This window comes from Cellulomonas sp. NPDC055163, from assembly GCF_053607065.1.
In genome coordinates this window covers 62,798-86,873 of sequence record NZ_JBSGSU010000008.1, presented here as the reverse complement: position 1 = coordinate 86,873, position 24,076 = coordinate 62,798, and the positions used below count along the sequence as shown (strand labels likewise).

At 73.5% G+C, this 24,076-nt stretch carries 17 protein-coding genes; 14 read left to right on the top strand and 3 right to left on the bottom strand.

The window, feature by feature from the left end; genetic code table 11:
* The first annotated feature begins 43 nt into the window (after positions 1 to 43).
* The 11 genes from ACWFNE_RS16590 to pyk all read left to right on the top strand — a co-directional run bounded on the left by ACWFNE_RS16590 (position 44) and on the right by pyk (position 15,413).
* Entirely contained in the window at positions 44 to 511 is a 468-nt protein-coding gene (locus ACWFNE_RS16590) for a DUF4190 domain-containing protein (protein ID WP_452123525.1), read from the top strand.
* A gap of 22 nt (positions 512 to 533) precedes the next feature.
* A complete protein-coding gene (locus ACWFNE_RS16585; protein WP_452123524.1) occupies positions 534 to 1,076 on the top strand; it encodes a DUF2752 domain-containing protein in 543 nt (180 codons plus the stop codon).
* A gap of 75 nt (positions 1,077 to 1,151) precedes the next feature.
* Positions 1,152 to 1,850 (top strand): DUF4190 domain-containing protein, encoded by a 699-nt coding sequence (locus ACWFNE_RS16580; RefSeq protein ID WP_452123523.1) that lies wholly within the window; start codon positions 1,152 to 1,154, stop codon positions 1,848 to 1,850.
* 210 nt (positions 1,851 to 2,060) lie between these two features.
* On the top strand, positions 2,061 to 2,873 hold the full coding sequence (gene trpC / locus ACWFNE_RS16575) for an indole-3-glycerol phosphate synthase TrpC (protein WP_452123522.1): 813 nt from the start codon (positions 2,061 to 2,063) through the stop codon (positions 2,871 to 2,873).
* Positions 2,874 to 2,926: 53 nt separating this feature from the next.
* Positions 2,927 to 4,225, top strand: a complete 1,299-nt coding sequence (gene trpB, locus ACWFNE_RS16570; protein WP_452123640.1) for a tryptophan synthase subunit beta — start codon at positions 2,927 to 2,929, stop codon at positions 4,223 to 4,225.
* On the top strand, positions 4,222 to 5,058 hold the full coding sequence (gene trpA, locus ACWFNE_RS16565; protein ID WP_452123521.1) for a tryptophan synthase subunit alpha: 837 nt from the start codon (positions 4,222 to 4,224) through the stop codon (positions 5,056 to 5,058). Before trpB ends, trpA begins: the two co-directional genes overlap by 4 nt.
* Positions 5,055 to 5,969 (top strand): prolipoprotein diacylglyceryl transferase, encoded by a 915-nt coding sequence (gene lgt, locus ACWFNE_RS16560; RefSeq protein ID WP_452123520.1) that lies wholly within the window; start codon positions 5,055 to 5,057, stop codon positions 5,967 to 5,969. Before trpA ends, lgt begins: the two co-directional genes overlap by 4 nt.
* 153 nt (positions 5,970 to 6,122) lie before the next feature.
* Positions 6,123 to 10,694 carry a glutamate synthase large subunit gene (gltB, locus tag ACWFNE_RS16555; RefSeq protein WP_452123519.1) on the top strand — a complete coding sequence of 1,524 codons (4,572 nt, stop codon included), beginning with the start codon at positions 6,123 to 6,125 and terminating at the stop codon, positions 10,692 to 10,694.
* Positions 10,687 to 12,177 (top strand): glutamate synthase subunit beta, encoded by a 1,491-nt coding sequence (locus ACWFNE_RS16550; RefSeq protein WP_452123518.1) that lies wholly within the window; start codon positions 10,687 to 10,689, stop codon positions 12,175 to 12,177. The genes gltB and ACWFNE_RS16550 overlap by 8 nt, the downstream gene beginning before the upstream one ends.
* 234 nt (positions 12,178 to 12,411) lie before the next feature.
* Positions 12,412 to 13,884 (top strand): glutamate synthase subunit beta, encoded by a 1,473-nt coding sequence (locus ACWFNE_RS16545; protein ID WP_452123517.1) that lies wholly within the window; start codon positions 12,412 to 12,414, stop codon positions 13,882 to 13,884.
* Between the two features lie 92 nt (positions 13,885 to 13,976).
* The gene (gene pyk, locus ACWFNE_RS16540) at positions 13,977 to 15,413 is read left to right on the top strand and encodes a pyruvate kinase (RefSeq protein ID WP_452123516.1); all 1,437 of its coding nucleotides are present in this window, start codon (positions 13,977 to 13,979) and stop codon (positions 15,411 to 15,413) included.
* Between the two features lie 198 nt (positions 15,414 to 15,611).
* On the opposite strand, the gene ACWFNE_RS16535 is transcribed toward pyk, so the two are convergent.
* From ACWFNE_RS16535 to ACWFNE_RS16525, 3 genes are all read right to left on the bottom strand, one after another.
* On the bottom strand, positions 15,612 to 16,832 hold the full coding sequence (locus ACWFNE_RS16535; protein ID WP_452123515.1) for a bifunctional 2-methylcitrate synthase/citrate synthase: 1,221 nt from the start codon (positions 16,830 to 16,832) through the stop codon (positions 15,612 to 15,614).
* A 146-nt stretch (positions 16,833 to 16,978) separates the two neighbouring features.
* On the bottom strand, positions 16,979 to 17,872 hold the full coding sequence (prpB, locus tag ACWFNE_RS16530; RefSeq protein WP_452123514.1) for a methylisocitrate lyase: 894 nt from the start codon (positions 17,870 to 17,872) through the stop codon (positions 16,979 to 16,981).
* Positions 17,872 to 19,401 carry an MmgE/PrpD family protein gene (locus tag ACWFNE_RS16525; RefSeq protein ID WP_452123513.1) on the bottom strand — a complete coding sequence of 510 codons (1,530 nt, stop codon included), beginning with the start codon at positions 19,399 to 19,401 and terminating at the stop codon, positions 17,872 to 17,874. Before ACWFNE_RS16525 ends, prpB begins: the two co-directional genes overlap by 1 nt.
* Before the next feature lie 294 nt (positions 19,402 to 19,695).
* On the opposite strand from ACWFNE_RS16525, the gene ACWFNE_RS16520 reads away from it, so the two are divergent.
* From ACWFNE_RS16520 to ACWFNE_RS16510, 3 genes are all read left to right on the top strand, one after another.
* Entirely contained in the window at positions 19,696 to 20,931 is a 1,236-nt protein-coding gene (locus ACWFNE_RS16520) for an acyltransferase family protein (RefSeq protein ID WP_452123512.1), read from the top strand.
* A 180-nt stretch (positions 20,932 to 21,111) separates the two neighbouring features.
* Positions 21,112 to 23,133, top strand: a complete 2,022-nt coding sequence (locus ACWFNE_RS16515; RefSeq protein WP_452123511.1) for a beta-galactosidase — start codon at positions 21,112 to 21,114, stop codon at positions 23,131 to 23,133.
* Complete coding sequence (locus ACWFNE_RS16510; protein WP_452123510.1) at positions 23,130 to 24,056, top strand: carbohydrate ABC transporter permease; 927 nt, start codon at positions 23,130 to 23,132, stop codon at positions 24,054 to 24,056. The genes ACWFNE_RS16515 and ACWFNE_RS16510 overlap by 4 nt, the downstream gene beginning before the upstream one ends.
* Positions 24,057 to 24,076 lie beyond the last annotated feature (20 nt).

Sequence of the window (24,076 nt, the reverse complement as noted above, 5' to 3'; positions counted from 1 at the left end):
GACCCGGCGGACCTCCCGCCCGGCACGACCACTGGAGAGAGCGATGTCGACCCCGAACGAGCCGCAGGACCCGTACGCCGCCGGCAACCAGCCCGAGCAGCCGACGACCCCCGGTTCGCCCCAGTACCCGTCCGCCCCGCAGTACGGCGCGCCGCAGGCCGGCGGCTACCCGCAGGCGCCGCAGTACGGCAACGCGCCGGCCTACGGCGGTGGCTACGGCGGGTCCTACCCGAAGAACAACCTCGGGGTGTGGGCGCTGGTCCTCGGCCTCGTGTCGTTCTTCGTCTGCTCGATCCTCACGGGCATCCCCGCGATCATCGTCGGCAACAAGGGCCGCAAGGCCGCCGCGGCGGGCGAGGCGAACAACGGCGGGCTGTCGCTCGCCGGCGTCATCCTCGGCTGGGTCTCGGTCGCGTTCTTCGTGCTGACGATCATCTGGCTCTTCGCGCTCGGCGGGCTGGCCTGGTACAGCGACAACCTGAACAACATGAGCGGCACGTCCTCCTACTGACCCACCGGTCCGAGGAGACCCCGTGCCGAGCTCGGTACGCACGCACGGCCCGACCCCTGCCCGGGGGTCGGGCCGTGCGCCGTCGTGGGTGGGCGCCGGCCGCGCGAGGGTCCGGGCGGCACGAGCGCCGCTGACCGCGGGAGCCCTCGGCGCGGCCGCCGTCGTCCTCGTGGGGAACGTCGACCCCCACCGGCCCGGTAGCTACGGGGCGTGCCCGCTGCGCGCGCTCACGGGGCTCTACTGCGCGGGCTGCGGAGGGCTGCGCGCGACGTACGACCTGGTGCACGGCGACCTGGCGGGTGCGTGGGGGATGAATCCGCTGTGGGTCCTCCTGGTGCCCGTGGTCCTCGGCCTGTGGGCCGCGTGGCTGGCGCGGCGCTGGGCGCTCCCGGCCGCCGGGGACCGTGTGCCGGCGCACGCGGTGGGTCCCGCGGGCACGGCGCCCGCCCCCGCGCGTCCGGCCTCCGTGGCTCGGCGGGTGCTCCCGTGGGCCGTGCTGGCGCTCGTGCTCCTCTACTCGGTGGCGCGCAACCTCCCGGCCCTCGCACCCGCACTCGCCCCCTGACGGGCGCTCGGGCGGACCGGTCAGGGGGCGTCGATACACTCGCGCCACTGCTCCGACGACCGTGAGGACCCCGAGATGACGACGCCCGGCGACCCGACGCCGCAGGACCCCTCGACGGCACCCGAGGACGGGCCCGCGCCGGCCGGTGACCCGGGCGCGACGTCCGACGGCGGCCAGCCCACCATCGACCTCACGAAGCCCCGCGAGGCGGCGGCGCAGCCCACCGGGTCCGCGCCGTCGTCGGTGCCCGGCCCCGCAGAGCCGGCGCCCGGTCAGCCGTACGCGCCGGCTCAGCCCCGCACCGGCGTCGAGCCCTCCGCAGGTCAGCCGCAGCCCGGCCAGCAGCACCCGGCGCAGCCCTACCCCGCCCAGCCCTACGCGGGCCAGCCGTACCCCGCACAGCCCTATCCCGCACAGCCGTACCCCGCGCAGCCGTATCCGGGCCAGCCGTACCCCGGCCAGCCCTACGCCCCGGCGTACGTGTACCCGAAGAACCAGCTCGGCGTCTGGTCGCTCGTCCTCGGCATCGTGGGCATCGTCGTGGGGTGCGTGTTCGTGACCGGCATCCCGGCCGTGATCCTCGGCAACAACGCCAAGCGTGCTGTCGCCGCAGGGGAGGCCAACAACCTCGGCACGGCCCAGGCGGGCATCGTGCTGGGCTGGATCTCGATAGCCCTCGGCGTGGTGGCCATCGGCTTCGTCGTCCTGTACCTCGTCGGCATGGCGGGGGTCCTCGGGCTGACGTTCCTGTCGACCGGGAGCAGCAGCTACTGATCGTCCCGTGAGCCGGGGTGACGGTGCGGCCGGGGCCGGCGGGCGAGGACGCGCACCGGCAGCGTCGTCGTCCCTGCCCGGCACCCCGCGGGTCGCCGGGCACGGTCCCACGACCTGGCGCGTGGTCCTTTCGTCCCGTGTGCGCCCCTACGATGACCTGAAGACCACCGGTCGCCCCGGCGACGAGGCTCGAGGGAAGGTGACGAGACGATGACCGTGCTCGACGACATCGTCGCCGGCGTCCGTGAGGACCTCGCCCAGCGCGAGGCGGCGACGCCCCTGGCCGCACTCAAGGAGCGGGCGGCCCGTGCGCCCGAGGCCAAGGCGTGCGTGAACCGGCTGCGCGTGGCCGACGCGGTGACCGTGATCGCCGAGGTGAAGCGCTCGAGCCCCAGCCGGGGAGCGCTCGCCTCGATCGCGGACCCCGCGAAGCTCGCGGCGGAGTACGAGAAGGGCGGCGCGTCCGTCATCTCGGTGCTCACCGAGCAGCGGCGGTTCAACGGCACGCTCGCGGACCTCGACTCGGTGCGCGCCGCGGTCGACATCCCGGTGCTGCGCAAGGACTTCGTCGTGACCCCGTACCAGGTCTGGGAGGCGCGCGCGCACGGCGCCGACCTGGTGCTGCTCATCGTGGCGGCGCTCGAGCAGACGGTGCTCGAGTCGCTCGTCGAGCGCGTGCACTCGCTCGGCATGACGGCGCTCGTGGAGGTGCACGACGCCGAGGAGGTCGCGCGGGCCGTCGACGCAGGGGCGAAGATCATCGGCGTGAACTCCCGTGACCTGAAGACCCTCGACGTCGACCGCGGCACGTTCGCGCGCGTCGCGCCCTCGATCCCCGCCGGCATCGTCAAGATCGCCGAGTCGGGCGTGCGCGGCCCGCACGACGTCATGGACTACGCCCGCGCGGGCGCCGACGCGGTGCTCGTGGGCGAGGCCCTCGTGACGGACGACGCGCCGCGCGAGTCGGTCGCCGACCTCGTCGCGGCGGGCTCCCACCCGTCGCTGCGGGCGGTGCGCCAGTGACCGGCCGCCCCGACCTGCCCGAGGGCGGCGCCGCGCAGGCGCTGCGCGAGGCGATGGCGATCGCCGGCCCGCTCAGCACGCACCAGGGGCCGTACTTCGGCGACTTCGGGGGCCGGTTCGTCCCCGAGGCGCTCATCGCGGCCCTCGACGAGCTCGACACGGCGTACCACAAGGCGCTCGCGGACCCGGCGTTCGGCGCCGAGCTCGCGCGCCTGCACAAGACGTACACGGGCCGCCCGAGCCCGCTGACCGAGGTCCCGCGCTTCGCCCGCCACGTCGGCGAGGGCGTCCGGGTGTTCCTCAAGCGCGAGGACCTGAACCACACCGGCTCGCACAAGATCAACAACGTGCTCGGGCAGGCGCTGCTCGTCAAGCGCATGGGCAAGACGCGCGTCATCGCCGAGACGGGCGCCGGCCAGCACGGCGTCGCGACGGCGACGGCAGCGGCGCTCATGGACCTCGAGTGCACGGTCTACATGGGCGAGGAGGACACGCAGCGCCAGGCCCTCAACGTCGCGCGCATGCGCCTGCTCGGCGCGGAGGTCGTCCCCGTGACGATCGGCGCGCGGACGCTCAAGGACGCGATCAACGAGGCGCTGCGCGACTGGGTCGCGAACGTCGACACCACGCACTACCTCCTCGGCACCGTGACAGGCCCGCACCCGTTCCCGGAGATGGTGCGCGACTTCCACAAGGTCATCGGCGAGGAGGCCAAGCTCCAGCTCGCCGACGAGATCGGCCGGCTGCCCGACGCCGTCGCCGCGTGCGTGGGCGGCGGCTCGAACGCGATGGGCATCTTCAACGCGTTCCTCGACGACGCGGGCGTGCGGCTGTTCGGCTTCGAGGCGGGCGGCGAGGGGGTCGACTCCGGCCGGCACGCGTCGCGGTTCAACGGCGGGACGCCCGGCGTCCTGCACGGCGCGAAGTCCTACCTCCTGCAGGACGAGGACGGCCAGACGCTGCCGAGCCACTCGATCTCGGCGGGCCTCGACTACCCGAGCGTCGGCCCCGAGCACTCGTGGCTGCACGACATCGGGCGTGCCGAGTACCGCCCGGTGACGGACGTCGAGGCGATGGACGCCTTCCGGCTGCTGTGCCGCACCGAGGGGATCATCCCCGCGATCGAGTCGGCGCACGCCCTGGCGGGAGCGATCAAGCTCGGCCAGGAGGCGCGCGGGTGGGACGTGCCCGACGGCGCGGACCCGGTGATCCTGGTGAACCTCTCGGGCCGCGGGGACAAGGACGTCGCGACCGCGGCGCGCTGGTTCGGGCTGCTCGACGACACGACGGCATCGGGCTACTCGGGCAAGGACCAGGCACTGAACGAGGGCAGGGGAGGGCTGGCGCCGTGAGCGAGACCACCGTGCGGGCGACGACGGGCCCGCTGCTCGACGAGCTCGCCGCGGGCTCGGCCGACTCCCCGGGCAGGGCCGCGCTGGTCGGGTACCTCCCGGTCGGCTACCCGGACGTGCCTGGTTCGGTCGAGGCCGTGCGCACGCTGATCGACGCGGGCGCCGACGTCATCGAGCTCGGCATGCCGTACACGGACCCGGTGCTCGACGGCCCGCTGATCCAGCAGGCGGTCGGCCACGCGCTCGCGCACGGCACCCGCGTCACGGACACGCTGCACGCGCTCGAGCAGGTCGCGGGCCGCGGCGCGCCGGTGCTCGTCATGACGTACTGGAACCTCGTGCTGCGCTACGGCGTCGAGGCGTTCGCGCGGGACCTCGCGTCCGCCGGGGGCGCGGGTCTCATCACGCCCGACCTGATCCCCGACGAGGCGGCCGACTGGATGGCGGCCTCGCAGGCCCACGACCTCGACCGGGTGTTCCTCGTCGCGCCGAGCTCGACTCCCGAGCGGCTCGTCTCAACCGTCGCCGCGTCGCGGGGCTTCGTGTACGCGGCGTCGACCATGGGCGTCACCGGCGTCCGGGCGAGCGTCGGCTCGCAGGCCGAGCGGCTCGTCGCGGACACGCGCGCCGCGGGCGCCCGGCGCGTGTGCGTCGGTCTCGGGGTGTCGACCGCGGAGCAGGCCGCCGAGGTCGCGCGCTACGCCGACGGGGTGATCGTCGGGTCGGCGTTCGTCCGCCCGCTCGTCGAGTCGCCCGACCTCACCTCCGGCCTCGACGCGCTCGCGCGGGTCACCTCGACGATCGCGGCCGGGGTGCGCGGGGCGCGCGCGTGACGTCGCTCGCGTCGGTGCTCGCCGCGGTCCCCGCGTCGGTCCTCCCCGCGTCGATCCCGAGCCCGCCGCAGGCCGTCTGGTACCTGGGTCCGTTCCCGCTGCGGGCGTACGCGCTCGCGATCCTCGCCGGCATCGTCGCGGCCGTGCTGCTGACCCGGCGGCGGTGGGTCGAACGCGGCGGTGCCGCGGACGACGTCCTCGAGATCGCCTTCTGGGCGGTCCCGTTCGGGATCATCGGCGGCCGCGTCTACCACGTGCTGAGCTCGCCGGACGCGTACTTCGGCCCGGGCGGCGACCCGTGGCGTGCCGTGGCGATCTGGGAGGGCGGCCTCGGCATCTGGGGGGCGGTCGCGCTCGGTGCGGTCGGCGCCTGGATCGGCTGCCGTCGCCAGGGCGTGCGCCTCCCGCCCTTCGCCGACGCGCTCGCGCCCGGGCTGCTCGTCGCCCAGGCGGTCGGGCGGCTCGGCAACTGGTTCAACCAGGAGCTGTTCGGCGGCCCCACCACCCTGCCGTGGGGCCTGCAGATCGACGACGCGCACCTGCCCGCGGGATACGACCCCGGGACCCTGTTCCACCCGACGTTCCTCTACGAGCTGCTCTGGAACCTCGCCGCCGCGGCGGTGCTCGTCGTGCTGGACCGGCGCCTGAGGCTAGGTCACGGTCGCGTATTCTGGCTCTACGTCGTCCTCTACACCGCAGGGCGGCTCTGGATCGAGCTGCTGCGCATCGACCCCGCCGAGACGATCGGACCGTTCCGCCTCAACGTCTGGACGTCGATCATCGTGGGTCTCGGGGCGCTGGTAGCGTTCGTCGTGGTCGGACGCCGGCATCCCGGACGCGAGACGACTCTCCTGCTGGATCCACCGGCGCCGCAGGAGCACGAGGAGAGCTCACCGACGACCGACCGCTGACCGCGGTCCGGTGTGTGAGCCACCTCACACTGCGCGACGAGTCCGCCCGGAGAAGCGGCGGGTATCGTCGCCACGCGTTTGGGCCAACGACGTCCCACGTTTCCCCCATGTTCGTGCTACACCCCGGTTACGGGGTTCGTGAGGACGGTACTGATGCCCACGTCGCCCGTGAGCCACGGCGCTCTTCGTGCGCCGTCGTCGCAGGGTCTGTACGACGCTGCCGCCGAGCGTGACGCCTGCGGTTTCGCGTTCGTCGCCACCCTGCGCGGCACGCCGGGGCGCGACATCGTCGACGCCGGCCTGACCGCCCTGCTGAACCTGGACCACCGCGGTGCGGTCGGCGCCGAGGAGAACAGCGGCGACGGTGCGGGGATCCTCACGCAGATCCCCGACGCGTTCCTGCGCGACGTCGTCGACGCCGAGCTCCCGCCCGCGGGTCGCTACGCGATCGGCATGGCGTTCCTCCCCGTCGACGCCGAGGAGCAGTCCGCCGCCGTGCGCGCCATCGAGGCGATCGCGGTCGAGGAGAAGCTCGACGTCCTCGCGTGGCGCGACATCGCCGTGACGCCCGAGCTCGTGGGCCCCACGGCGCGCGGGTCGATGCCGGTGTTCCGCCAGCTCGTCGTCGCCGACCCGTCACGTGAGCTCGCCGGGGTCGACCTCGACCGCCGGGCGTTCCGCCTGCGCAAGCGCGCCGAGCGCGAGGTCGACGTGTACTTCGCGTCGCTGTCCGCGCGCACGCTCGCGTACAAGGGCATGCTCACGCCGGGCCAGCTCGAGCCGTTCTTCGCGGACCTGTCCGACCCGCGCTACGCGTCCGAGCTCGCGCTCGTGCACTCGCGCTTCTCGACGAACACGTTCCCGTCGTGGCCGCTCGCCCAGCCGTTCCGGCTGCTCGCGCACAACGGCGAGATCAACACCGTGCGGGGCAACCGCAACTGGATGGCCGCACGCGAGGGCACCCTGGCGAGCGAGGCGCTCGGCGACCTCGCGCCGCTGCTGCCCATCTGCACGCCGGGCGGGAGCGACTCGGGCAGCTTCGACGAGGTCCTCGAGCTGCTGCACCTCGCGGGGCGCTCGCTGCCGCACGCGATCATGATGATGATCCCGGAGGCGTGGGAGAACCACGCCCAGATGGACCCCGCGCGGCGCGCGTTCTACGAGTACCACTCGACGCTCATGGAGCCGTGGGACGGGCCGGCGGCGATGACGTTCACCGACGGGACCCTCGTCGGCTCGGTCCAGGACCGCAACGGGCTGCGCCCGGGTCGGTTCTGGGTCACCGAGGACGGGCTCGTCGTGATGGCCAGCGAGGCAGGCGTGCTCGACATCGACCCCGCGACGGTCGTCCGCAAGGGCCGCCTCGAGCCCGGGAAGATGTTCCTCGTCGACACCGGCCAGGGCCGGATCATCGAGGACAAGGAGATCAAGGCCCAGCTCGCGGCGCAGCGCCCGTACGACGAGTGGATGCGCGAGCACTCCGTGTCGCTGGACCAGCTGCCGGAGCGGGAGCACGTCGCGCACTCGGCCGCCTCGGTGCGCCGGCGCCAGCGCGCCTTCGGGTACACCGAGGAGGAGCTCAAGATCATCCTGTCGCCGATCGCGGCGACGGGCGCCGAGCCGCTCGGCGCGATGGGTTCCGACACGCCGGTCGCGGTGCTGTCGAGCCGCCCGCGCCTGCTGTTCGACTACTTCACGCAGATGTTCGCCCAGGTGACGAACCCGCCGCTGGACGCGATCCGCGAGGAGCTCGTGACCTCGATCGGCGGCGCGATCGGCCCCGAGCCGAACCTGCTCGACGACTCCCCGCTGCACGCCCGCAAGCTCATGCTGCCGTTCCCGGTGATCGACAACGACGAGCTCGCGAAGATCGTGCGCATCGACAAGGACCCGCGTCTCGCGGGGATCTTCCGGGCGATCACGGTGCGTGGCCTGTACCGGGTCGACGGCGGGGGAGCGGCGCTCGAGGCTCGCCTCGAGGAGATCTTCGAGGAGGTCGACGCCGCGGTCGCGAACGGCGTGAGCTTCATCGTGCTCTCGGACCGCGACGGCGACGCCGACCTCGCGCCGATCCCGTCGCTGCTGCTGTCGAGCGCCGTGCACCACCACCTCCTGCGCCGGCACACCCGTACGCAGGTCTCGCTCGTCGTCGAGGCGGGCGACGTGCGCGAGGTGCACCACGTCGCGCTGCTCATCGGCTACGGCGCGGCCGCGGTCAACCCGTACCTCGCGATGGAGACCGTCGAGGACCTCGCGCGCAGCGCGTACGTGCCCGGCGTCGAGCCGGAGCAGGCGGTCAAGAACCTCATCAAGGCGCTCGGCAAGGGCGTCCTGAAGGTCATGTCGAAGATGGGCATCTCGACGATCGCGTCCTACCGCGGCGCCCAGGTGTTCGAGGCGATCGGTCTGTCCGCGCCGCTCGTCGACCGCTACTTCGCGGGCACGACGAGCCGGCTCGGCGGCATCGGCCTGGACGTCATCGCGGCCGAGGTCGCGGCGCGGCACGCCGACGCGTACCCGGCGAGCGGGAACCGTCTGCCGCACCAGCGCCTCGCGGTGGGCGGCGAGTACCAGTGGCGCCGTGACGGCGAGGACCACCTGTTCGACCCGGAGACGGTCTTCCGGCTCCAGCACTCGACCCGCACGCGGCAGTTCGACGTGTTCCGGCAGTACTCGGACCGCGTCAACGAGCAGTCGTCGCGGCTCATGACGATGCGCGGGCTCCTGACGTTCAAGGAGGGCGCACGTCCGCCGGTCCCGCTCGAGGAGGTCGAGCCGGTCTCGGAGATCGTCAAGCGGTTCAGCACCGGCGCCATGTCCTACGGCTCGATCTCGGCCGAGGCGCACGAGACCCTCGCGGTCGCGATGAACCAGCTCGGCGCCAAGTCGAACACCGGCGAGGGCGGCGAGGACGCCGAGCGGCTGCACGACCCGGTGCGGCGCAGCGCGATCAAGCAGATCGCGTCGGGCCGGTTCGGCGTGACGTCGGAGTACCTGACCAACGCGGACGACATCCAGATCAAGCTCGCGCAGGGTGCCAAGCCCGGCGAGGGCGGTCAGCTGCCCGGTCACAAGGTGTACCCGTGGGTCGCCAAGACCCGGCACTCGACGCCCGGCGTCGGCCTCATCTCGCCGCCGCCGCACCACGACATCTACTCGATCGAGGACCTCGCGCAGCTGATCCACGACGCGAAGAACGCGAACCCGTCGGCGCGCGTGCACGTCAAGCTCGTGAGCGAGTTCGGCGTCGGCACGGTCGCGGCGGGTGTCGCGAAGGCGCACTCGGACGTCGTCCTCATCTCGGGGCACGACGGCGGGACGGGTGCGAGCCCGCTCACGTCGCTCAAGCACGCCGGGACGCCCTGGGAGATCGGCCTCGCCGAGACCCAGCAGACGCTCGTGCTCAACAACCTGCGCGACCGCGTCGTGGTGCAGGTCGACGGCCAGCTCAAGACGGGCCGCGACGTGCTCGTCGGGGCGCTGCTCGGCGCCGAGGAGTTCGGCTTCGCCACGGCTCCGCTCGTGGTCTCGGGCTGCATCATGATGCGCGTCTGCCACCTCGACACGTGCCCGGTCGGCGTCGCGACGCAGAACCCGGAGCTCCGGGCGCGGTTCAACGGCCGGCCCGAGTTCGTCGTCAACTTCTTCGAGTTCATCGCCGAGGAGGTCCGCGAGCTCCTCGCCCGCCTCGGCTTCCGCACGCTCCTCGAGGCCGTCGGGCACGTCGAGATGCTCGACACCCGGCCGGTCATCGACCACTGGAAGGCCGCGGGTCTCGACCTGTCGCCCGTGCTGGCCGTCCCGGCGCCCGAGCCGGGCTCGGCGCTGCACAACACGCAGGGCCAGGACCACGGGCTCGAGCGGGCGCTCGACAACCAGTTCATCGCGCTCGCCGGCGACGCCCTCGAGCGCGGCGAGCCGGTGCGCATCGCGCTGCCGGTCCGCAACGTCAACCGCACGGTCGGCACGATGCTCGGGCACGAGGTGACCAAGCGCTACCACGGCGCCGGGCTGCCCGACGACACGATCGACGTGACCCTCACGGGCTCGGCCGGTCAGTCGTTCGGCGCGTTCCTGCCCCGCGGCATCACGCTGCGCCTGTTCGGCGACGCGAACGACTACGTCGGCAAGGGCCTGTCGGGCGGGCGGATCATCGTGCGCCCCGACCGCAACGCGGTGCTCATCGGCGAGAACAACGTCGTCGCGGGCAACGTCATCGGGTACGGGGCCACGGGCGGGGAGATCTTCCTCCGCGGGCTCGTCGGCGAGCGCTTCGGCGTGCGCAACTCGGGCGCGTCGCTCGTCGTCGAGGGCGTGGGCGACCACGGCTGCGAGTACATGACGGGTGGCACGGTGCTCGTGCTCGGCACGACCGGGCGCAACTTCGCCGCGGGCATGTCCGGTGGTACGGCGTACGTGCTCGACCTCGAGCCGGCGCTCGTGAACACGGCCTCGGTGAAGAGCCGCGAGCTCACGCTCGCGCCGCTCGACGACGAGGACGCCGCGGTCGTCGAGACGCTGCTGCGCCGGCACCACGCCGAGACGGACTCGCCGGTCGCGGCCGAGCTGCTCGCCGACCTCGACGCGACGCGCACCCGGTTCACGCGCGTCCTGCCGAGCGAGTACGCGCGGGTCCGCCGTGCGCTCGCGCAGGCCGAGGCCGACGGGCTCGACCCCGCGGCGCCGGGTGTCTGGGACCAGATCCTGGAGGTGGCACGTGGCTGACCAGCGAGGCTTCCTCAAGGTCCGGGACCGTGAGCTCCCGCCGAGCCGCCCGGTCCCGGTCCGGCTCATGGACTGGCGTGAGGTGCACGAGCACCGCACCGCGGACGGCACCGCCGTCGACGAGGCGATGCTGCACCGCCAGGCCGGTCGCTGCATGGACTGCGGCATCCCCTTCTGCCACAACGGCTGCCCGCTCGGGAACCTCATCCCCGAGTGGAACGACCTCGTGTGGCGGGGGCAGTGGGCCGACGCGTCCGAGCGCCTGCACGCGACCAACAACTTCCCCGAGTTCACCGGTCGCATCTGCCCGGCGCCGTGCGAGTCGAGCTGCGTGCTCGGCATCAACCAGCCGCCGGTCACGATCAAGAACGTCGAGGTCTCGATCATCGACGAGGCGTTCGAACGGGGCTTCGTGACCCCACAGGTGCCGCAGCGGCTCACGGGCTTCACGGTCGCCGTCGTGGGCTCGGGCCCCGCCGGGCTCGCCGCCGCGCAGCAGCTCACGCGCGCCGGCTACACGGTCGCGGTGTACGAGCGTGACGACGAGATCGGCGGGCTGCTGCGCTACGGCGTCCCCGACTTCAAGCTCGAGAAGCACCACATCGACCGCCGCCTCAAGCAGATGAAGGCCGAGGGCACGCGGTTCCGCCCGGGCGTCGAGATCGGTCGCGACATCACGTGGGACCAGCTGCACAGCCGGTTCGACGCGATCGTCGTCGCGACGGGCGCGACCGTCCCGCGCGAGCTGTCGCTGCCCGGGCGCGAGCTCGAGGGCGTGCACGTCGCCATGGACTACCTGCACCAGGCCAACGCCGTGGTCGCGGGCAAGGAGGTCGTCGACCAGATCACGGCGACCGGCAAGCACGTCGTCATCATCGGTGGCGGCGACACCGGCTCGGACTGCCTGGGCACCGCGCTGCGTCAGGGGGCGGCGTCGGTCACGACGCTCGCGATCGGCAAGCAGCCGCCCACCGAGCGCCCCGAGAACCAGCCGTGGCCCACGGACCCGCTGGTGTTCGAGGTCTCGAGCTCGCACGAGGAGGGCGGCGAGCGCGCCTACCTCGCCTCGACCGTCGCGTTCGTGGGCGGCGAGGGTGACGACGCCGGGCACGTGCGCGGGCTGCGCCTCGCGACGACCGAGTACCAGCCTGACGGGCGGCGCGTGCCGACGCCCGGGACGGAGCGGGACATCCCGGCCGACCTCGTCCTCGTCGCCATGGGCTTCACGGGTCCGGAGACGGACACGCTGGTCTCCCAGGCGGGCACCGAGCTGACCGCGCGCGGGCTCGTGCAGCGCACGGACGACTTCGCGACGTCCGTGCCGGGGGTCTTCGTGGCCGGCGACGCCGGGCGCGGGCAGTCGCTCATCGTGTGGGCGATCGCGGAGGGGCGCGCCGCGGCCGCGGCCGTCGACCGGTTCCTCTCGGGCGGCACGGAGCTCCACGCTCCCGTCACCGCGGGCACGGTGGCGCTGCGGCCCTGACGCGCACGTCCACGTCGCCGCGGTGCCCCCGGAGCGGGCCCGGGACGTCGGTCCCCCTCCCGTCCCCCATGAAGGGCCTAGGTTTCCCGATGCGCGCTCACCCCTCGGCGACGCGCGCCTGCGTGACCCGTGAACCGTCCCCAGCGTGCGACCGGGCCACCGTGCCCGGCCGCACCGCCCGAGCGCGGCGACGGAGCCGTGCGGGGTGGGGGACCCGACCAGTGGAGGTGCACCGTGGCTGACCCCCGCGGCTTCATGAAGACGCGCGAGCGCGAGCTGCCGGCGAACCGGCCGGTGCCCGTGCGCATCCTCGACTGGGCGGAGGTGCACGAGCACCGCGCGGGGGACCCCGACGACCTCGGGATGCTGCACCGGCAGGCGGGTCGCTGCATGGACTGCGGCGTCCCGTTCTGCCACAACGGCTGCCCGCTCGGGAACCTCGTGCCGGACTGGAACGACCTGGTCTGGCGCGGGCGGTGGGAGGAGGCCGCCGAGCGCCTCCACGCGACGAACAACTTCCCCGACTTCACCGGTCGCCTGTGTCCGGCGCCGTGCGAGTCGAGCTGCGTGCTCGGCATCAACCAGCCGCCCGTGACGATCAAGAACGTCGAGGTCGCGATCGCCGACGAGGCGTTCGACCGCGGCTACGTGGTGCCGCAGGTGCCGCAGTGGCTCACGGGCAAGACCGTCGCGGTCGTCGGCTCCGGCCCCGCCGGGCTCGCCACCGCGCAGCAGCTGACCCGCGCCGGGCACACCGTCGCGGTGTACGAGCGCGCGGACCGGATCGGCGGGCTGCTGCGGTACGGCATCCCGGAGTTCAAGATGGAGAAGAAGCACGTCGACCGCCGCCTGGCGCAGATGGAGGCCGAGGGCACGCGGTTCCGTGCGGGCGTCGAGGTCGGCGTCGACGTCACGGGCACCGAGCTGCGCGAGAGCTTCGACGCCGTCGTGCTCGCGGTCGGCTCGACGACGCCGCGGGACCTGCCCGTCCCCGGGCGCGCGCTCGGCGGGGTGCTGCAGGCGATGGAGTACCTGCCGCCGGCCAACCGGGCCGCCGTCGGCGACGCCGTCGAGGGGCAGGTCCTCGCGACCGGCAAGGACGTCATCGTGATCGGCGGCGGCGACACCGGTGCCGACTGCGTCGGGACCGCGCTGCGCCAGGGCGCCCGGTCGGTGACCCAGCTCGAGATCATGCCGCGGCCCCCGCAGGAGCGCCCCGAGGCGCAGCCGTGGCCGACGTACCCGATGCTGTACCGGGTCGCGAGCGCCCACGAGGAGGGCGGCGAGCGCGTCTACGCGGTCAGCACCCAGGAGCTCGTGGGCGACGAGGCGGGCGAGGTGCGGGCGATCCGGCTCGTCGACGTCGAGCTCGTCGACGGGCGGTTCGGGCCCGTCGAGGGCACCGAGCGCGAGGTCCCCGCACAGCTCGTGCTCCTCGCGATGGGCTTCACAGGCCCGGAGCAGGGTCCGTTGCTCGACCAGCTCGGGGTCACGCTGACCCCGCGCGGCGTCGTCGGCCGGTCCGACGACTTCGCGACCGACGTCCCTGGCGTCTTCGTCGCCGGCGACGCGGGCCGCGGCCAGTCCCTCATCGTGTGGGCGATCGCCGAGGGCCGCGCCGCGGCCGCCGCGGTCGACGCCTACCTCTCGGGGAGCACCGACCTCCCCGCCCCCGTCACCGCCAGCACGGTGGCGCTGCGCCCCTGACCCCTCCGTGATCGTCGCCACCGCTGCTCCGTCCGGGGCCGCGGGACGTTCGGTCCACACCCTGTCCCGAAGGAAAGGCCTAGGCTTCACCCATGCGTAGAGCGAAGATCGTCTGCACCATCGGTCCCGCGACCGAGTCCCCCGAGCAGATCCAGGCGTTGGTCGACGCCGGCATGGACGTGGCTCGGCTGAACCGGAGCCACGGTGACACCGAGGTGCACCAGCGTGTGTACGACAACGTGCGTGCCGCCGCCCAGGCCTCCGGCCGGTCGGTCGCCGTCCTCGTCGACCTCCAGGGCCCCAAGATCCGTCTCGGCCGTTTCGCCGACGGCAAGCACGAGCTCGCCGTCGGTGACACGTTCACCATCACGACCGAGGACGTCCCCGGCACCAAGGAGCTCGTCTCCACGACCCACAAGGGCCTGCCGAACGACGCGCGCGTCGGCGACCCGATCCTGATCGACGACGGTCGCGTGCTCGTCCGCATCACCGACGTCGACGGCCCCCGGGTCGTCACGCGCGTCGAGGTGGCCGGCCCGGTCTCCAACAACAAGGGCCTCAACCTCCCGGGTGTCGCCGTGTCGGTGCCCGCGATGAGCGACAAGGACGAGGCCGACCTGCGGTGGGCGCTGCGCACCGGCGCCGACATCATCGCCCTGTCGTTCGTCCGCAGCGCCTCCGACTACGACGACGTCCGTCGCATCATGGAGGAGGAGGGCCGCGTCCTCCCCGTCATCGCCAAGATCGAGAAGCCGCAGGCCGTCGAGAACCTCGTCGAGATCATCGACGCGTTCGACGGCATCATGGTCGCCCGCGGCGACCTGGGCGTCGAGCTCCCGCTCGAGCAGGTTCCGCTCGTCCAGAAGCGTGCCGTCGAGCTGGCCCGCCGTGCCGCGAAGCCGGTCATCGTCGCGACGCAGGTGCTCGAGTCGATGATCTCGGCCCCGCGCCCGACGCGCGCCGAGGCGTCCGACTGCGCCAACGCGGTGCTCGACGGCGCCGACGCGGTCATGCTCTCGGGCGAGACCAGCGTGGGCGACTACCCCATCGAGGCCGTGCGCACGATGGCGCGGATCATCGAGAACACCGAGGAGCTCGGCCGTGAGCGCATCGCGCCCCTCGGCTCGACGCCCCACACGCGCGGTGGCGCCATCACGCGTGCCGCCGCGGAGATCGGCGAGACGCTCGGCGTGAAGTACCTCGTGACGTTCACGCAGTCGGGCGACTCGGCCCGGCGCATGTCGCGCCTGCGCTCGGGCATCCCGCTGCTGGCGTTCACGCCGGAGACGCAGGTCCGCAACGTGCTCTCGCTGAGCTGGGGCGTGCAGACGTACGAGGTCTCGCAGGTCGAGAGCACCGACGCGATGGTCAAGCTCGTCGACGCGACGCTGCGTGCCAACGGGCTCGCCGAGCTCGGCGACTACGTGGTCGTCGTCGCGGGTGCGCCGGTCGGGGTCGTCGGCTCGACGAACTCGATCGTCGTGCACAAGATCGGCGACGAGGAGTCGACGTCGGGCCGCATCGCCTGACGCACACGCACGCACGCCGCGGGCCCCGGAGGATCACCTCCGGGGCCCGCGGTGCGTCCGGGGCCCGTCGGCGTGGTGCGTCCGGGGCACGTCCGCGCCGTGCGTTCGGCGCCTGTCGGCGCGTGGTGCGTCCGGGGCCGTCCGCGCGGTGCGTGCGAGGCTTGTCGGCGCGGGTGCTGCCGGTGCCGGTCGTGCCGGTCAGCGGGCCGGCACGTGGCGCAGCGCGGCACCGGAGTAGTGGCTGAGCGGGCGGATGAGGGCGTTGTGCGCGAGCTGCTCGCGGACGTGGGCGGTCCACCCGACGACGCGGCTCGCGGCGAACAGCGGGGTGAACGTGGGGGTGTCGAAACCCATGAGGTGGAACGCGGGACCGGTCGGGTAGTCGAGGTTCGGCAGGATCCCGGTGCGCGCCCGCATCCCCTCGGCGAGGGCGTCGTAGAGAGCGAGCAGCTCGGGCCGGCCCGCGTGCGCGACGAGCCGGTCGAGCGCCTGCTTCATCGTGGGCACCCGGGAGTCGCCGTGGCGGTACACCCGGTGGCCGAAGCCCATGACCTTGTGGTGGGCGCCGAGCAGCTCGTCGAGCCACGGACCGACGCGGTCCGCGGTCCCGATCTCCGCGAAGGTCGCCATGACGGCCTCGTTCGCGCCGCCGTGCAGCGGGCCCTTGAGCGCGCCCACCGCGCCGGTCACGGCGGAGTGCAGGTCGGAGAGCGTCGAGGCGATCACACGCGCGGCGAAGGTCGAGGCGTTGAACGAGTGCTCGGCGTACAGGACCATCGACGTCTCGAACGCGTCGACGACGACGTCCTCGGGCACGTCGCCGAACGTCCGGGCGAGGAACGCGGCGGACCAGCCGAGGTCGTCGCGCGGCTCGAGCGGCTCCTGACCGCGGCGGCGGCGCTGGTCGAGCGCGACGACGCCCGGGAGCTGGGCGAGCAGGCGGACGGAGCGACGCAGGTCGGCGTCGGGGGAGCGGTCGTCGGGCTCGGGGTCGTGCGCGCCGAGCACGCTCACCGCGGTCCGGACGACGTCCATGGGGTGCGCGGTCAGCGGGAGCGAGCGCACGACGTCCACGAGGGCGCCGGGGAGCTCGCGGGCTGCACGCTCCTGCCTCTCGAGCGCCGCGAGCTGCTCGGCGTCGGGGAGCTCGCCGTGCCACAGCAGGTACGCGACCTCCTCGAACGAGCACGACGCGGCGAGCTCCTGGACGGGGTAGCCGCGGTACAGCAGCGAGCTGCTCGCCTCGTCGACCGACGAGATCGCGGTCTCGTCGACGACCACCCCGGCGAGGCCCCGGTGCAGCTCGGGCGGGGCGGGGTGGTCGGGCGCCGGGTGGTCGGGCGCGGGGTGCTCGGCTGCGGGCCGCTCGGCCGCAGAGGGGTCGGGTGCCTGGTGGTCGGTGGTCGGGTCGCTCGTCATCCGGGTGCCTCCATCGTCGTTGACGGGGTCGGGGTCGTGCGTGGCGCCGGGGTGCCCGGCCTGCCGGGGTGGTGCGGGTGGCGGTCGTGCGTGGAACGGTGGCCGTGCGGCCGAGGTGGCCAGGGCGGTCGTGCCGTCGTGCGGTCCTACAGCGTGAAGTCGTACACCCCCTCGTCGAAACGGCCGTAGCCCGCGTAGTCGACGAGGTCGTAGAGCTCGGCGCGCGTCTGCATCGCGTCGACGACGCCGGCCTGGGTGCCGGTCCGCAGGATCTCGTCGAGCCCGCGCTCCGCGGCGCCCATCGCGAGGCGCAGCAGCGTGACCGGGTAGAGCGCGATGGTGTAGCCGAGCTCCGCGAGCCGGGCGGTGGTGAGCAGCTCGCCCTTGCCGAACTCGGTCATGTTGGCGAGCAGCGGCACGTCGACCGCGGCACGGAACGCCGCGAGCTCGTCCTCGCCCAGCAGCGCCTCGGGGAACAGCGCGTCCGCGCCGGCCTCGACGAGCGCCCGCCCGCGCTCGATCGCGGCGTCGAGCCCGTGCACGGCGCGCACGTCGGTGCGAGCCATGACCAGGAAGTCGGGGTCGCGCCGGGCCTCGACGGCCGCACGGATGCGCTGCACCGCGGTCGCCTCGTCGACCACCTGCTTGCCGTCGAGGTGCCCGCAGCGCTTGGGGTTGACCTGGTCCTCGACGTGGCAGCCGGACACGCCGGCGTCCTCGAGGGCCTGGACGGTCCGGGCGACGTTCATGGGCTCGCCGAAGCCCGTGTCGGCGTCGACGAGCGTCGGCAGGTCGGTCACGCGCGCGATCTGGCCGGCGCGCTGCGCGACCTCGGTCGCGGTCGTCAGCCCGATGTCCGGCAGCCCGAGGTCGGCGGCGACGACGGCTCCCGAGACGTAGACGGCGTCGAAGCCCTTGGCCTCGATGAGCCGGGCGGAGAGCGGGTTGAACGCGCCGGGCACGCGCAGGATCTCACCGCTCGCGAGCCGCTCGCGCAGGGCGACGCGCTTGTCGTGCACCGACCTCGTCGAGTACAGCATCAGAACAGTCCTCCGGGTGCGGTGGCGGTGTCGAGCAGGCCGGGGAGCGCGGTGAGGTGCACGGCGTCGAGCGCGCCGCCCGCGTCGAGCTCCGGGAGCGCGGTGACCGCCGCGAGGAAGCGCTCGAGCTCGGCCTCCCCGACGGCGCCGGTCGCGAGCGTGCGGAGCTTCTCGACGTACTGGGTGCGCGAGAACGGCCGGGCGCCGAGGGGGTGCGCGTCGGCGACGGCGATCTCCTCGACGACGCGGGAGCCGTCGGCGAGCTCGACCTCGAGCCGCCCGCCGAACGCCTTCTCGGCCGGGTCGTCCGCGTGGTAGCGGCGGGTCCACGCCGGGTCCTCCTGCGTGGTGATCCGCTGCCACAGCGCGACGGTGTCCGGCCGCGCCGCCCGCTCGGGGGCGTAGGAGCGCTCGTGGTGCCACGTCCCGTCCTGGAGGGCGACCGCGAGGATGTACGGGATCGAGTGGTCGAGCGTCTCGCGCGTCGCGTGCGGGTCGTACTTCTGCGGGTCGTCGGCGCCCGAGCCGATGACGTGGTGCGTGTGGTGCGACGTGTGCAGGACGACCCGGCGCACGCGCTCGGGGTCCGCGAGCTCGGGGTGCTCGTGGTGCAGCCGCCGCGCGAGGTCGATGAGCGCCTGCGACTGGTACTCCGCCGAGTGCTCCTTGGTGTACGTCTCGAGGATCGCCCGCCGTGGCTCGCCCGCGCCGGGGAGGTCGACCTCGTACCGCGCGTCGGGCCCGTCGAGCAGCCAGGCGATCACGCCGTCGGCACCCTCGTAGATCGGCGTGGGCGACGTCTGACCGCGCATCGCCCGGTCGACCGCCTCGATCGCGACCTTCACCGCGAACGCCGGCGCGTACGCCTTCCACGTCGAGATCTCGCCCTTGCGCGACTGCCGCGTCGCGGTGGTGGTGTGCAGCGCCTGGCCGATCGCGTGGAACACGACGTCGGCGTCGAGGTGCAGCAGCGTGCCGAGGCCCGCGGCGACGGCCGGGCCGAGGTGCGCGACGTGGTCGATCTTGTGCCGGTGGAGGCTGATCGCCCGCACGAGCGAGACCTGCACCTCGTACGCGGTGACGACCGCCCGGACGAGGTCCGCGCCGCTCGATCCGACGTGCTGCGCGACCGCGAGCAGCGGCGGGATCGTGTCGCCGGGGTGGGAGTAGTCGGCGGCGAGGTAGGTGTCGTGGAAGTCGAGCTCGCGGACCGCGACCCCGTTCGCCCACGCGGCCCACTCGGGGCTCGTGCGGCGCGACGCCTCGACCCCCGTCACCAGCGATCCCCGGCCTCCCGACGAGGGGGCGTGCGCGAGCGCCTGCGCCCGCGCCGCGACGACGGGCGCCCGGACGAGGGACGCGGCGGCGACGGCGGCGTCGTCGAGGACCCGGTTGACGACCATGTCCGTGACGTCCGCATCGACCGGCACGGGGTCGCACGCGAGCTCGGCGAGGGCCCACGCGAGCTGGCGCTCGCGGGGGAGGGGCGTGTCGCTCGGCTGGGGACGCACCTCGTGGCGCACGCTCATGCGGGCGCTCCTGGTGCCGTGCGAACGGTGGCTCGGGCGCGTCGCCACGACCGGCGCGGGGTTCCCACGGTGGCCGTCGCGCGTCGTCGCGGCCGGCGTCGGGCTCCCGGGCTCCCGCTGGCCGGGCGCGCCGGACGCGGGTGAGCCCGGCGGGGGTGGGCCGGTACCTGCGGTGCGGGCTGCTGCGTCGTGCGCACGTGACCTCCTCGCGACCCGCCTCGTCGCGGGCCACGCCAGGCTATCGCCGGGTCGGCTCCGCGCGCGGAGGCGGCGGTGCTTGCTTATGGTCGAACGATGACCCCTGCACCCGCGACACCCCTCTCCGGCGCGCCGGAGCCCGGTCCGCGTGGTGCGGCACGGCCCGTGCCGGGCTCTGCGGACACCGCTCGGCAGCCCTCGTCGCGCCTGCGCGCGATGGATGCCCTGCGGCTGCTCGCGGCGCTGTCGGTCGTCCTCTTCCACTTCACCGCGCGCGAGCAGCACCGCTGGGGGATGACGCCCGACGAGGCGTTCCCGCGCCTGTCGGAGGTCACGCCGTACGGGTACACGGGCGTGCACCTGTTCTTCGTGATCAGCGGGTTCGTCATCCTGATGTCCGCGTGGGGTCGGTCGGTGCCCCAGTTCGTCGCGTCGCGCGTGAGCCGGCTGTACCCGGCGTTCTGGGCGGCGGTGGTGCTCACGGCGGTGCTGCGCTGGGCGTGGCCGACGTTCGAGACCCGCACCCCCGGCCAGGTGCTCGCGAACCTCACGATGCTGTCCGAGCCGTTCGGGGTGCCCGCGGTCGACGGGGTCTACTGGACGCTCTGGGTCGAGATCCAGTTCTACGCCGCGGTGCTCGGGCTGCTCCTCGTGGGGATCACCCGGCGCCGGGTGCTGCTGCTCGCGGGCGCCGGGCCGCTCGTCTGCACGGCGCTCACGCTCACGGTGCCCGAGGCGCGCGGTGTGCTGACCGGGCTGCCGTGGGCCTCGATGTTCGGTGCCGGGATGGTGCTGTTCGTGATCTACCGCGAGGGCCACACGCGGGGGACGTGGGCGCTCGTCGGGCTCAACACGCTCCAGGGCGTCGTCGTCGCGGTGGACCAGAAGGCGCCGGCGATCGACGCGCTGACGACCGGTGCGCCCGTGTGGCCGCCGCTGCTCGCGCTCGCGGTCGTCGGTGCGGTGGGCGCCGTCGCGGTCGTCGCGTTCGTTCCCGTGGTGCGCGACCTCGACCTGCCCGTGCTGACGACGGCCGGCGCGCTCACGTACCCGCTCTACCTCACGCACGAGTACTACGGCTGGGCGCTGATCCAGGCGCTGCACCCCGCGCTCGGGCGCGTCACGACGCTCGTCGTCGTGGTGAGCGTGTGCCTGGCCCTCGCCTGGGTGCTGCACCGCTGGGTCGAGCGCCCGCTGCAGAAGCCGCTGCGCCGGGCGGTCGAGCGCGTGCTGACGCGGCGCGGGCGCGACGACGACGCCCCCGGGCGCACGCCCGTGCCCGTACCGCCCGTTCGGGCACCCGCCCTGGTCAGCGCCGGTCGCGCTCGCTGAGAGCAGCGGAGCGGAGGCTCTGCCCGGGCCTGCGCATGTCCGGTTCTGTTGACAGGCGTTCCGCGCGCTGCTTAATGTGTGCACGTTCACACAATCTCGACGGCGAGACCCCACGGCGACGTATGTGCACGTGCACACACCAGTCGGGCCGGCTCCCGCCGCACGACGGGCAGGGAGCACATGGACTCGCCGGGAGCAGGTCTCCGCACCGGGGACGCGACGACGCGCACGATCGCGTACGGCTGCGACTACAACCCCGAGCAGTGGGACCGCGACGTCTGGCGCGAGGACGTCGCCCTCATGCGCGAGGCCGGGATCGACCTCGTCGCCGTCAACATCTTCGGCTGGTCGCACGTCGAGCCGCGGCCCGGGGAGCACGACTGGACCGGTCTCGACGAGGTCGTCGACCTGCTCCACGAGAACGGCATCCGGGTCAACCTCGGGACCGGCACGTCGTCGCCGCCCCCGTGGCTCACGACCCTGCACCCCGAGATCCTGCCCGTGACGGCGGACGGCACGACCCGGTTCCCGGGCGGGCGCCAGGCCTGGTGCCCGAGCTCGGCCGAGTTCCGCCGCCGGGCGCTCGCGCTCGTCGAGCAGGTCGCCCAGCGCTACGGCGAGCACCCGGCGGTCGCGCTGTGGCACGTCTCCAACGAGCTCGGCTGCCACAACGCGCTGTGCTACTGCGACGAGTCCGCGGCCGCCTTCCGCGGGTGGCTCGAGCGCCGGTACGCCACGGTCGACGCCCTCAACACCGCCTGGGGCACGAGCTTCTGGAGCCAGCGCTACACCGACTGGGCCGAGATCCTCCCGCCCCGCGCCACGATCTCGCTGGGCAACCCCGCGCAGGCCGTCGACTTCCACCGGTTCAGCTCCGACGCGCTCCTGGACCACTACCGCGCCGAGGCCGACGTGCTGCGCCGGCACTCGGGCGCCCCCGTCACCACGAACTTCATGGTCACCGCGCACATCCGGAACCTCGACTACTGGTCGTGGGCGCCGGAGATGGACGTCGTCGCGAACGACCACTACCTCGACCACCGGCTCGAGGACCCGCGCTCCGAGCTGGCCTTCGCAGCCGACCTCACGCGCGGGCTCGCCGGGGGAGCGCCCTGGCTGCTCATGGAGCAGTCGACGAGCGCCGTGAACTGGCAGCCGGTCAACGTCGCCAAGGAGCCGGGGCAGATGACCCGCAACTCCCTGACGCACGTCGCCCGCGGCGCCGACGGCGTGTGCTTCTTCCAGTGGCGCGCGTCGGTGCAGGGCGCGGAGAAGTTCCACTCGGCGCTCGTCCCGCACGCCGGCACGGACACGGCCGTGTGGCGCGAGGTCGTCGAGCTCGGCGCGACGCTCGACCGGCTCGACGAGGTCGCGGGCACGCGCGTCGTCGCCGACGCCGCGCTCGTCTTCAGCTGGGAGTCGTGGTGGGCCGCCGACGGCGACGCACGCCCGTCGCACGCCGTGCGCTACCTCGACCAGGTGCACGCCGCGTACCGCGCGCTGCACCAGCTCGGCGTCACGGTCGACGTCGTCGGCCCCGACAGCGACCTGAGCGGCTACCGCCTCGTCGTCGTCCCCGCGCTGCACATGGTCTCGGACGCGCAGGCGGCGCGCCTCACGGCCCGCGTCGAGGCGGGCGGCCACGCGGTCGTCACGTTCAACTCGGGCATCGTCGACGAGGACGACCGCGTCCGGCTCGGCGGCTACCCGGGTGCGTTCCGGGACCTGCTGGGCGTCGTGGCCGAGGAGATCGCGCCCCTGCTGCCGGGGCACCGGGTCACGCTCGACAGCGGCGCGCACGCCTCGTTGTGGACCGAGCGGCTCCGGGCCACCGACGCGACGGTCGTCGCCTCCTACGCCGACGGGCCGCTCGCCGGCGTGCCGGCCGTCACGCGCGCCGAGCGCGGGGCGGGCACCGCCTGGTACGTCGCGACCGCGCTCGACGCCCCCGACCTGCGTGACGTGCTCCGCGCCGCGGCGCACGGCGCCGGGGTCGCACCGTCGGGTCCTGAGAGCGACGGGTCCGTCGAGGTCGTGCGCCGCGCGGGCGACGGCCGCAGCTACCTCTTCGTGATCAACCACTCGCACCGCGACGTCGAGCACCCCGTCTCCGGGCACGAGCTCGTCACCGACCGGCCGGTCGCCGGGCACGTCCACGTCCCCGCCGGAAGCGTGCGGGTCGTCCGGGAGGACACACCATGACGAGCACCCAGGTGATCGCCCCGGCGCCGCAGCAGCGCGCGGCGTCCCGGCGCAGGCTCCCCGTCCCGCACAAGCGGGCCATCGCCTTCTTCGTGCTGCCGTTCGGTGTGCTCTTCGCGCTGTTCTACGCGCTGCCGATCGGCTACGCGGTGTGGCAGTCGCTGCTCGTGGTGGAGCGCGAGGGCACGTTCGGGCCCGCGCGCGAGGTCTTCGGCGGGCTCACGCAGTACGTCCAGGTCTTCCAGAGCGAGCCGTTCTGGTCCTCGGTCGCCCGGGTCCTCGTCCTCGGGATCGTCCAGGTGCCCGTGATGCTCGTGCTCGCGCTCGTCTTCGCGCTGCTCCTCGACTCCCCGCTGCTGCGCGGCAAGCGGTTCTTCCGGCTGGCGTTCTTCGTGCCCTACGCGGTGCCCGGGGTCGTCGCGGCGATCATGTGGGGCTTCCTGTACTCGCCGAACCTGTCGCCGTTCACCGCCCTGACGGACAGCGTCGACCTGCTCTCCGCCGACCTCGTGCTGTGGGCCATGGCCAACGTCATCACGTGGGTCTACGTCGGCTACAACATGCTCATCATCTACTCCTCGCTCCTGGCGATCCCGAGCGAGGTGTACGAGGCGGCGCGGCTCGACGGCGCCGGCCAGCTGCGGATCGCGTGGTCGATCAAGATCCCGCTCGTGATCCCCGCGATCGTGCTCACGACGGTGTTCTCGATCATCGGCACGCTCCAGCTGCTCGCGGAGCCCCAGGTGTTCCGCTCGTTCAGCTCCGCGGTCACGAGCACCTACACCCCGAACCTCACCGTGCTCTCGACGTCGTCCATCCCGAACTTCAACCTCGCCGCTGCGTTCTCGGTCGTGCTGGCGCTCGCGACGTTCGTGCTGTCGTTCGCCTTCCTCAAGCTGACCCAGAAGAAGGGCCTCCAGTGAGCGCCGCCGTCCGCACCACC

Excerpts from the sequence above, each read along its gene's own strand:
- trpC (WP_452123522.1), top strand. The coding sequence starts at position 2,061 with ATGACCGTGCTCGACGACATCGTCGCCGGCGTCCGTGAGGACCTCGCC.
- ACWFNE_RS16520 (WP_452123512.1), top strand. The coding sequence starts at position 19,696 with ATGACCCCTGCACCCGCGACACCCCTCTCCGGCGCGCCGGAGCCCGGT.
- ACWFNE_RS16535 (WP_452123515.1), bottom strand. The coding sequence starts at position 16,832 with ATGACGAGCGACCCGACCACCGACCACCAGGCACCCGACCCCTCTGCG.
- ACWFNE_RS16590 (WP_452123525.1), top strand. The coding sequence starts at position 44 with ATGTCGACCCCGAACGAGCCGCAGGACCCGTACGCCGCCGGCAACCAG.
- prpB (WP_452123514.1), bottom strand. The coding sequence starts at position 17,872 with ATGCTGTACTCGACGAGGTCGGTGCACGACAAGCGCGTCGCCCTGCGC.
- trpB (WP_452123640.1), top strand. The coding sequence starts at position 2,927 with ATGGCGATCGCCGGCCCGCTCAGCACGCACCAGGGGCCGTACTTCGGC.
- pyk (WP_452123516.1), top strand. The coding sequence starts at position 13,977 with ATGCGTAGAGCGAAGATCGTCTGCACCATCGGTCCCGCGACCGAGTCC.
- ACWFNE_RS16525 (WP_452123513.1), bottom strand. The coding sequence starts at position 19,401 with ATGAGCGTGCGCCACGAGGTGCGTCCCCAGCCGAGCGACACGCCCCTC.
- gltB (WP_452123519.1), top strand. The coding sequence starts at position 6,123 with ATGCCCACGTCGCCCGTGAGCCACGGCGCTCTTCGTGCGCCGTCGTCG.
- ACWFNE_RS16515 (WP_452123511.1), top strand. The coding sequence starts at position 21,112 with ATGGACTCGCCGGGAGCAGGTCTCCGCACCGGGGACGCGACGACGCGC.
- ACWFNE_RS16510 (WP_452123510.1), top strand. The coding sequence starts at position 23,130 with ATGACGAGCACCCAGGTGATCGCCCCGGCGCCGCAGCAGCGCGCGGCG.
- ACWFNE_RS16580 (WP_452123523.1), top strand. The coding sequence starts at position 1,152 with ATGACGACGCCCGGCGACCCGACGCCGCAGGACCCCTCGACGGCACCC.